This is a genomic window from Kitasatospora sp. NPDC057542, assembly GCF_042801945.1.
GTDB lineage: Bacteria > Actinomycetota > Actinomycetes > Streptomycetales > Streptomycetaceae > Kitasatospora.
Genome location: NZ_JBHVFE010000057.1, coordinates 20,808 through 29,438 on the forward strand (window position 1 = coordinate 20,808; position 8,631 = coordinate 29,438).

At 70.2% G+C, this 8,631-nt stretch carries 8 protein-coding genes; 3 read left to right on the top strand and 5 right to left on the bottom strand.

Annotation, left to right across the window (positions count from 1 at the left end; all coding sequences use genetic code 11):
* Positions 1-4: 4 nt before the first annotated feature.
* On the bottom strand, positions 5-2,017 hold the full coding sequence (locus ACFU7Y_RS10465) for a beta-N-acetylglucosaminidase domain-containing protein (protein ID WP_380767351.1): 2,013 nt from the start codon (positions 2,015-2,017) through the stop codon (positions 5-7).
* Positions 2,014-2,439, bottom strand: coding sequence for a hypothetical protein (locus tag ACFU7Y_RS10470; RefSeq protein ID WP_224281891.1), 426 nt, complete (start codon positions 2,437-2,439; stop codon positions 2,014-2,016). The genes ACFU7Y_RS10465 and ACFU7Y_RS10470 overlap by 4 nt, the downstream gene beginning before the upstream one ends.
* 661 nt (positions 2,440-3,100) lie before the next feature.
* Between ACFU7Y_RS10470 and ACFU7Y_RS10475 the strand changes: the two genes are divergently transcribed.
* Positions 3,101-4,537 carry a hypothetical protein gene (locus ACFU7Y_RS10475; RefSeq protein WP_380767354.1) on the top strand — a complete coding sequence of 479 codons (1,437 nt, stop codon included), beginning with the start codon at positions 3,101-3,103 and terminating at the stop codon, positions 4,535-4,537.
* On the opposite strand, the gene ACFU7Y_RS10480 is transcribed toward ACFU7Y_RS10475, so the two are convergent.
* Positions 4,530-5,003, bottom strand: a complete 474-nt coding sequence (locus tag ACFU7Y_RS10480) for a hypothetical protein (protein WP_380767356.1) — start codon at positions 5,001-5,003, stop codon at positions 4,530-4,532. The two genes, ACFU7Y_RS10475 and ACFU7Y_RS10480, sit on opposite strands and share 8 nt — an antisense overlap.
* A gap of 246 nt (positions 5,004-5,249) precedes the next feature.
* On the opposite strand from ACFU7Y_RS10480, the gene ACFU7Y_RS10485 reads away from it, so the two are divergent.
* A complete protein-coding gene (locus ACFU7Y_RS10485) occupies positions 5,250-5,693 on the top strand; it encodes a TIGR03618 family F420-dependent PPOX class oxidoreductase (RefSeq protein ID WP_380767358.1) in 444 nt (147 codons plus the stop codon).
* A 317-nt stretch (positions 5,694-6,010) separates the two neighbouring features.
* Here the strand turns inward: ACFU7Y_RS10485 and ACFU7Y_RS10490 are convergent, their stop codons facing one another.
* The gene (locus tag ACFU7Y_RS10490; RefSeq protein WP_380767360.1) at positions 6,011-6,742 is read right to left on the bottom strand and encodes an SDR family NAD(P)-dependent oxidoreductase; all 732 of its coding nucleotides are present in this window, start codon (positions 6,740-6,742) and stop codon (positions 6,011-6,013) included.
* A 95-nt stretch (positions 6,743-6,837) separates the two neighbouring features.
* Between ACFU7Y_RS10490 and ACFU7Y_RS10495 the strand changes: the two genes are divergently transcribed.
* Positions 6,838-7,689: a LysR family transcriptional regulator gene (locus ACFU7Y_RS10495; protein ID WP_380767362.1), complete on the top strand. Its 852-nt coding sequence runs from the start codon at positions 6,838-6,840 to the stop codon at positions 7,687-7,689.
* A 41-nt stretch (positions 7,690-7,730) separates the two neighbouring features.
* On the opposite strand, the gene ACFU7Y_RS10500 is transcribed toward ACFU7Y_RS10495, so the two are convergent.
* Positions 7,731-8,408 carry a hypothetical protein gene (locus ACFU7Y_RS10500; protein ID WP_380767363.1) on the bottom strand — a complete coding sequence of 226 codons (678 nt, stop codon included), beginning with the start codon at positions 8,406-8,408 and terminating at the stop codon, positions 7,731-7,733.
* Positions 8,409-8,631: the final 223 nt, after the last annotated feature.

Below are 8,631 nucleotides of genomic sequence, written 5' to 3' on the forward strand. Positions count from 1 at the left end.
GCCGTCACCCGCCCGTGTGGCGGGGCAGGTGAGGGGCTTGTTCGAGGAAGGTGTCGAGCACGCCGTCGGCGATTTTGACGGGGCCTTGGGGGCGGGTGGCGCCCGGCAGGGTGTGCTGACGGGCGGCCTGTCCGGCGTGGTCGCGGGAACGGGAGAAGAGCTGCTCGGCGCGGGCCGTGTCACCGTCGAGGCGGGCCAGCAGGGCGTCGCTGGTGTCGGTCAGGGCCTGTCCCCACAGGGCGAGGGCGTCCAGCCAGGGTTTCGCCTCGGCCGCCAGGCCCGCATCGGGCACATGGGCGCGGATCTGCTGAGGGGCGGCGGCCATGGAGCGGGCGTAGCGGCCCAGTTCCTGTGCGGCGTGCTGCTGGCGGCCGGCCTTCCAGTCGGCCTGGAAGCGGTTGATGCGGGCCTGCAGATCGGGGGCTTGGGGCTGCCAGGGGGTGCCGTCCCAGCTGGGGGCGAGGTGCTGGGTGTCGAAGAAGAGGGCCAGGGCGTCGGTGGTGGAGGGATCGCCTGCGGCGAGGTAGCGGGCAGCGGCCCGGAGGCTGGCCTCGGGGGTGTAGGCGCGGGTGTTCCAGGCGTAGTCGGCGCCGGTGAACAGGACCGGCTTGCTGGCCGAGGCCTGGTTCATGGGGTTGAGGACGATGCCGGTGAGGTGTTCGTCCAGGGCGGGGGCCCGGCGTGCGTAGGGGGCGAGCAGCAGGCGTCCGGCCGCGTGGTCGTAGTCGTTGGTGGGGTAGTTGTCCCACAGGGTCACCTCACGGCCCCACACGTCCGTGGCGTCGTCGGCCTGCTGGGCGGTGACGCTGGTGGGCACGACGTCCGCGCCGGTCCACATCATCGCGATCCGGCCGTCCAGTGTGCGGCGCAGTGTCTTCTTGTACGGAGTGTCCTTCAGGTCGCTGTACTGGGTGGGGACCATCTGCAGCGGTCGCACGTCGGGGTGCTGGTCCACGAAGTCGTGCTGGACACGGTTGAGGAGTTCGCTCTGGGCTGCCGCCATGGCCTGTTCGTTCAGCGGTCCCCAGCGGGCCAGGTCCGCGGCGCAGCTCCACACCGGCAGCGGGTGGATGTCGTCGAAGGCCATCACGAAGTCGCGTATCCCCAGCCGGTACAGGGACCGCAGTTTGCCGGTGACGGCAGTGCGGTCGGCGGCCGAGCTGTAGCACATCGACTTGCCGGGAGAGAGAGCGTAGGTGAAGTCCACGTGGTTCTCGCGGGCGGCCCGGGCGAGTTCGGCCAGCTGTGCGGCCTGGGCGGCGGGGTAGTCCTCGCGCCACCGGTCGCGCTCATAGGGGTCGTCCTTGGGCGCGTACAGATACGTGTTGAGCTTCATCCGGCCGTAGAAGGCCAGTTGGTCCAGCCGCTGGGCCTGCGTCCAGGGAGTGCCGTAGAAGCCCTCGACCACGCCACGCTGGGGGATGGAGGGGTAGTCCACTACCGTCGCTCCGCTGAGGGTCCTGCCACGGATCAGCTGGGTGAAGGTCTGCGCCGCATAGTAGACGCCGGCCGTGTCCTGCCCGGCCAGCACCATGCCGCTGCGGCCGTCCACCGTGCCGGAGGTGATCTGGTAGCCCTCGGTGGGAAGGCCGCCAGGACCGAAGGCTCCGCTGCGAGCCAGCAGTTCCCTGACGCGCGGAGCGTCGCGCCGGCCCAGAACCAGCGTCAACTCAGCTTGCCGGGAAGGTTGTTCCTCGACACGGGCGGTGCGCACCTCGGCCCCTGCCGCACGCAGCGCCTGGGTGACCACCTTCACCGCCTGGTCGTCGGCCCCGTCGTCATGGAGCACATCGACCCGGCGGGGAACGGGCAGGTCCGCGCCGGTGCGGCGGATCTCGTGCGGCGTGGGCGACACCTCGGGCAGGTCGGGCCCGTCGACCGGGCCGGCAGTGATCGCCGGGGCCGATGTCGCGGGCCTGGCGGACGGCGGACCCGGGTCCCGGGGTGCGCATGCGGCGGCGGCACCCAAGGCCATCGCCACCGCCGTCGCGGTGGCGGCCCGCTTGACCCGCCTCACCGGCCGCTCCCGTGCGCGCGGTCGGTGCCTGCCTTCAGCAGGGACCAGGCGGCGACCACCAGCACCAGGAACCAGCTGCTGGGAACGAGCAGGAAGAGCGAGGTGATCACGGAGGAGACGGGGTCACCGAGCGGAAGAACCAGCCAGTACGCGGCAGCGCTGGTGACCACCAGACCGAGGGTGCACAGCGGCCATACGAGGACCCCTGCGATCTTCGACGCCGTCGTCCACCCCGGGACGAGCAGCCACACGACCGCCCCGATCAGCCAGCCCACGACGGGCAGGAGGTAACCACCGAAGACCACCAGCAGGACAGCGACCACCTGGCGCCGGCTCCACCGCGGGAACGGCTGCTGCCGGCTCCCCCCGGATGACGCCTGGTCGGCGGCGGACGGCGGGAGGGACACGAGGGGATGTGTCACGGGCACTCCTTCTGCATCGGGCTGCGGCAGCCTCCCCCGGGCTAACCCTGAAAAGAGGCATCTGTTCAGTTTGTGACGAAATAGGGAGGTCGGCCGGTTCCCCCCAGATACAGCGGCCCGGCACGGGGCAAGCGTCCTACGCGGTCACGCGCATCGGACGGGAGCGCAGACCCGCCGATGTCGCCCCCCCTTGATGCCCATTCGCCCTGCCCGCCGGCGGCTTCGGCGTTCAGGTGCCCGTACCGATCGTGCCGCGCAGGGACCCACTCGCCGTCCCCGGCCGTTGGCGCGGGGACCGAGGCCGCCAGCGGTGCGGGCACCAGTGGGTGAAGAAGCGGGGCCAGGACGTCGTGGACCTCGCGGGCATTCGTTCTCATCCGCCGGCTCTGGCCGGGCTGCGCCTCGATCTCTTCGAGCAGCAGCAGCGCGGCTCTCACCGCCCCGTTCGGGGCTGCTTGCGGGGGCACGGGGCAGGTGGAGTCCACGGTGGGCGAGGCCGCTGTGCCGTCTCCTTATTCGTTGTCGGCCCCCGCTCGTCCTGTCCGGTCCCGGCGGCAGACGTGGTCCGGGCGAGCCGGCCCGGGGCCGCTGGCCCTGGCGGCCGTCCGATGCGCTCTCCAGCCCCCGGGCCGCTGTCGGTGGCGATTCGTAGGCTGCCCGCGTGAACGTTGATGATCTTTCCTGGCAGGCACACACCCTCGGCGGCGTCTCCCCGCGGCTGGTGCGCACTCTTCTTGACCTGGGGCAGTTGGAGCTGCTGATTCGGGCGGCGCAGGAGCGTGGGGACTGGCACTGCGCGGAGGCAGCCGCGCGGGAGTTGAGCGCGGGCGGGGAGTTCGAGCGGGCGCTGACGCTGATGGACCCGTTCACGGACATCGGCTGGAGGGCCGCCGAGTGGCTCACCGCCGAGATCATGATCCAGCAGGGCCAGGGTGACGAGGCGCTCGCGATGGTGCGCCCGGACACGGCCGAACTCGGCGACGGCCACGTGTGCGCCCACTACGCGGAAATGGCAGCGAAGGCCGGGAGGGCCGACGATGCCATCGAGGTGCTCATACCGCATCTCGGGGAGTTCTGGCTCCAGTCACACCTGGCCGAGGTGACCGAAGGACAGGGGCTCGACGACCGGGTCCTGGACGTGCTCGCGCAGGAGGCGGAGCGCATGGAGCGTACGGAGAGCGCGGTGTGTGAGCAGTGCGGTCAATCGTGCGGGGTGGCCCGGACGGACCGGTGGCACGTGCTGCTCCTGATCTCCCGGGTTCTGGAACGGGCCGGGCGTACGGACGAGGCCGTTGAGATCCTGCGTACCGAGACGGCCTCGGGCCGCCATCACCCCCTCAACTTTCCGGAGTACTACGCGAAGCTCCTGGCCCGGCAGGGCCTGATCGAGGAGCTGGGGGCCCTCGCCGCCCGCGAGCACCACGTCTTCGACGTGTACGCGAAGGCACTGGAGGATGCGGGGCGGGCGCCTGAGGCCGAGGCCCTGCTGCGCGAACGGATCGAGGCCGATGACCACCCGAGAGACCGTGCGGCGCTGATGCACCTGCTGGTCCGTCAGGGCAGGATCGACGAGGCCGTCGAGACCGGCCGGCCGACCTACGACTACTACGACTGCTGGAACCTCCTCCACTGGGCGCTGGACCTGCTCGTCACTGACGGCCGCCCCGGCCGGGCGCTCGAACTCCTGGAAGGCCTCACCGGAGCGTGGGCCGAGGGACATCCGGATGACGTCCTCCACCTGCGACTGTGGCTGCTGGGCGAGGCGGGCCGTTGCACGGAGGGGATCGCGGAGGCCGCCGCCCTCCACGAGCGGGAGCCCGGCGAGTGGGACACCGCGCTGGCGGGGCTGCTGGAGCGGGACGGTCGGTTGGAGGAGAGCTTCGCGCTTCTCCGCTCGTCCACCCACCGCCACGCCGCCTTCGAGCTGGCCGACATGCTGGCCAGGCACGGCCGCCCGGTCGAGGCCCTCCCCGCCATCCCCACGATCGCCGAGCAGCGCGAGGCTGCCGAGAGGCGCGAGCGCGAGGCGGCTGAGCTGGGGAAGCAGGACGACCCCTGGGCTGGCGCGGGCGAGACCTCTGTGGCTTCGTTCACGTGAAGTAGCAGCGTTCGGTCAGCGGTTTGGGCAGCAGTTGGCGATCTTGAGTGCTGCGGATCTTCACGAGAAATAACGTCAACGGCCTTTCGACTGGAGGACGGAGGGTCGTCGACTGGAGCCTGTCCTCTCCGGCTTCATGTTGATCGAGCCATGTGCGAGGGTGGTGGCCATGCCGCAGCTTGGTCACCGCCTCCGTTCCTTCAGATTGATGTTCGGGCTCGCTTCGACGGGCTTTGCTGCATGCCGGGAGACAGCCGACCCGGCTCTGGAGCACGCCATGGCCGACATGGTGACGCGCTGTGGCCTGGCCGTCGAGGTCGGCCAGGGCCCGCAGGCCCGCGCACAGCTCATACAGGTCGAGAACCATCTCACGCGGCGCGGCGGCGGCGATGAGCTCGGCCAACTGCGGATCGGCGTCGGCGGGCACCGGGCGGGGGATGAGCAGACGCCGGTCGACGCTGCGCACCGCCCGGGCTTCGGAACGGCTGTGACTGAGCGCTTCAGTCGGCGAGTGAGCGCGAGACCTGGCGGGGCTGAGCATGAGTCGGCGGACTCGACCCGGCGCAGTGCGAGAGCCGGTGACGAGCCCGCTGCGATGTCTCGGATACCGGGGCAGGAGCGCGGGGATGGCTCGCGCCCAGGCATCGGATTCAACTGGCCGACTCCACGGTTTCCCTCGAACTGTCTCGATCACTGCTAGTAGCCTCCCAGGATGACTGCGACATTCGATGAAGCTGTCCGCGCCCGGCTGCAGGCCCCCAACATCTGGTACGTCGGCACCGTGTTCGCCGACGGAGCACCGCAGGTCAGCCCGATGTGGGTGGATCTGGAGGGGGAGGGGGAGCTGACGTTCAACACCTCGGTGGGTCGAGTGAAGGAGGAAAACCTGCGCCGCGACCCCCGTGTCTATCTCTCGCACGCGGACGCCACCGACCCCTTCGACCGCGTACAGATCAGTGGCGTGGTGGCCCGCTTCATCGAGGGCGAGGAGGCACATGACCGGATGGACCAGCTGGCCCGCAAGTACCTGGGCAGCGACTTCGAGTGGATCATGCCGGGGGAGCAGCGAGTCGCGGTGATCGTGCGCCCGGTCAAGGTGCGGCACATCGTTGGGGTGGAGCGGTTCCGGCCCGGAGGCCCCATCCCCGCTCCCTGACCGGCAGGCACACCCGTCGTGGCATCGTCGCCGCCAGCGGCTTCACCTCGTGTGACGGGACGCGGTAGTTGGAACCATGGCGGTGTGGTGACCTTGCGATGCGGATCCCCGGGTCACGATTGTTGGAACCAAATGGTCACGCTGCTTGCAACCTGCGGTGAATTGACATCCATGTTGGAACCAGTGGCGGTGCGGAGCATTGCCCCAGGCACCGGAGCGTCGGCCGGGGCGGCCGAAGCAGTCGATGAACCTGTTCGAGACGCGCGGGCGAAGCGGCCTCACCCCGGTGGCTGTGCGGGTGATGACCGCCGTGCACTTCACCAGGGCACTACGCCGGCGTCCTCGAAGAACTGGCCCGTCGGGCCGTCGTCGGGCAGGGTCGCGAGTTTGATGGCGATGGCCGCGCCCTGTTCGGGGGTGCGCACGCCCTGGAAGCCGTTGAGGTCGGTCGCGACGTAGCCGGGGCAGCCGACGTTGATCAGGATGTTCGTGCCGCTCAGCTCCCGGGCGTACTGGAGGGTGACGGCATTCAGGAACGTCTTCGACGGCGAGTACGCCACGGCCACTGGACCTGTGGTCAGCTCACCAGCGATCCCTGACTGCCGGGTGAGGGAGCCGACACTGCTGGACATGTTCACGATCCGCGGTGAGGCAGAGCGGCGCAGCAGCGGCATCATCGCGTTGGTGACGCGGATGACGCCGATGACGTTGGTCTCCACGACCGTGCGGATGGTGGCGGGGTCGACGCGGGTGGGCTCCTGGGGCGTGCCGCCTGTGATGGCGGCGTTGTTGACGAGCACGTCGAGGCGCCCGGCCTGTTCCTCGATCAGCCGTGCGGCGGCTGTCGCGCTCGCGTCGTCGGTCACGTCCAGCGGTACGCCGAACGCGTCGACGCCGGCCGCGCGCAGTCTCTCCACCGCGGCCTTGCGACGCTGATCGTCGCGGGCGCCGACGCCGACGCTCCAGCCGAGGGCGCCCAGGCCTGCGGCGATCTCGTAGCCGATTCCCTTGTTTGCGCCGGTGACCAGCGCAATCGTTCGTTCGCTCATGGGGACCATGCTGCTCTCGGACCCCGGCGGGGGTCCAAGACCGATTGGATGGGCAACGATACCTTTCAGGTATTGATCCGGAGTACCGTGGCCGGATGGAGACCAGGGAACTGCGCTACTTCGTCGCTGTCGCCGAAGAGTTGCACTTCGGGCGCGCCGCGCAGCGGCTCGGGATCGCGCAGCCGCCTCTGTCACGGGCGATCCAGCAACTCGAACGCCGACTCGGGGCAGCGCTACTGGATCGGACCAGCCGCACCGTCACCCTGACCGAAGCCGGCTCGGTGCTGCTGGCCGAGGGCCGGGCGGCCCTCGACGCGGTCGAAGCGGCCGAGCGCCGGACCCGCCGCGCCGCCCTTCCCTCGACCGGCCGTCCCGGCCTGGTCCTGGTCACGAAGGCCAGCGCGTCCCGCGAACTGCTGGCGAAACTGCTGGACGCGTACGCCGCCGAACCCGGCGCGGTCCCCGTCGACGTCATCCTGTGCGGCCCGGCCGAGCAGGAACGACTTCTGCGCGAGGGCCGGGCTGACGTGGCGCTACTGCACCGGCCGTTCGACTCGACGGCAGGGTTCCACACCGAAGAACTCAGCACGGAGGGCCAGGTTGTGGTCCTGCCGGCCGGGCATCCGCTCACCGTCCGGACCCATGTGCACATGGCCGACATCACCGGGCTGCCCGGCCTGCCCCTGCCACGCTGGCCCGACCCCGACGGCACCTACCCGCCCGGCCCCGGCCCGCAGGTCCGCGACCACGCGCAGTTGTTGCAGCTCGTCGCGCTCGGCCGTGCTTGCGCGGTCTCACCGGAGTCGTGCCGAGCTCAACTGCACGGTGACCTCGCCGCCGTGCCCGTGCTGGACGCGCCGAAAGTCACCACCGTGATCGCCTGGCCGCCGCACAGTCGGTCCAGAGCCGTCGCCGACCTTGTCCGGACTGCGACCCGTCTCCGGTAGTTCCAATACGCCTGGCCAGGTTCCACCTATCGTGTCCCGGCTCACAAACCATCGCGCATCACCCAGCCCTGGACCTGCGATATCTCCGCGATCACTCGCAAACTGCGACGCTCCGTCACAACGGCGGCCCTGCCCGGCACCGTCCGGGGCGGGCCGACGGCCCCAGAGAGCAGGCCCGGACGGCGGCCCGGCGCAGCGCAGCGGGTCCTACGCGCCGCGCGGGCGGCGGGCCGTGGGCGGCGGTAGGGCGGCCCGGTGGGTGGGGTGCTTGCGGCGAGGTGGAGGGCCGTTTCGCGGGTTCGTTCCAGCCGGGTGGTGAGTTGGGTGACGGTGGTGTGGTCGAGCTGGGCGAGGACGGCGGCGGCCTGGTGGTCGGCTTCGGTGAGGTTGTAGAGGCCGGCGCGGCCGAGGGCGGTCAGGATGGTCTGGAGCCTGGGGTCGATGGGGTGGTGGGTGGTGGGTTCGGTGGTCTGGGTGTGGACTGCGGCGAGGCGGGCGTGTTCCTCGCGGTGCCGGCGTTGGACGGTGGGGTCGCGGTCGGGGTCGTAGGTGGTGAGGTTTTCCTTGGCCATGACGTAGCCGATGCGGCGCCATTCTTTGTGTCGTTCGATTGCATTTTCGGTCGCGGCCATGTCTTCTCGGATATAACAGGCCCGGAAGCGGTGACGTTCCAGCATGGCGGCTTCTTCTTTTGCTTCGGCAACCTGTTCGAAAGTCATTCCTGTGGCCTTGCGGCGGACTGCTTCGCGGGGACTGGTGACTCGCTCCACGGGTTTCCCTTTCGACTTCAATGGCTGTGAATTCTCCAGCAGGTTTTTCTGCGGGAGAATTCAAACGGCTCCGCGCGGGCTGCGCGGACGCCGTTCGGCTGGTACCCGGGTGCGGTTCGGGTGTGGCCGGGCCGCTTGGCCCGGCGGGTGTGCACTCGGGTGTCACCGAGAC

Excerpts from the sequence above, each read along its gene's own strand:
- ACFU7Y_RS10485 (WP_380767358.1), top strand. The coding sequence starts at position 5,250 with ATGACTGCGACATTCGATGAAGCTGTCCGCGCCCGGCTGCAGGCCCCC.
- ACFU7Y_RS10490 (WP_380767360.1), bottom strand. The coding sequence starts at position 6,742 with ATGAGCGAACGAACGATTGCGCTGGTCACCGGCGCAAACAAGGGAATC.
- ACFU7Y_RS10495 (WP_380767362.1), top strand. The coding sequence starts at position 6,838 with ATGGAGACCAGGGAACTGCGCTACTTCGTCGCTGTCGCCGAAGAGTTG.
- ACFU7Y_RS10500 (WP_380767363.1), bottom strand. The coding sequence starts at position 8,408 with ATGACTTTCGAACAGGTTGCCGAAGCAAAAGAAGAAGCCGCCATGCTG.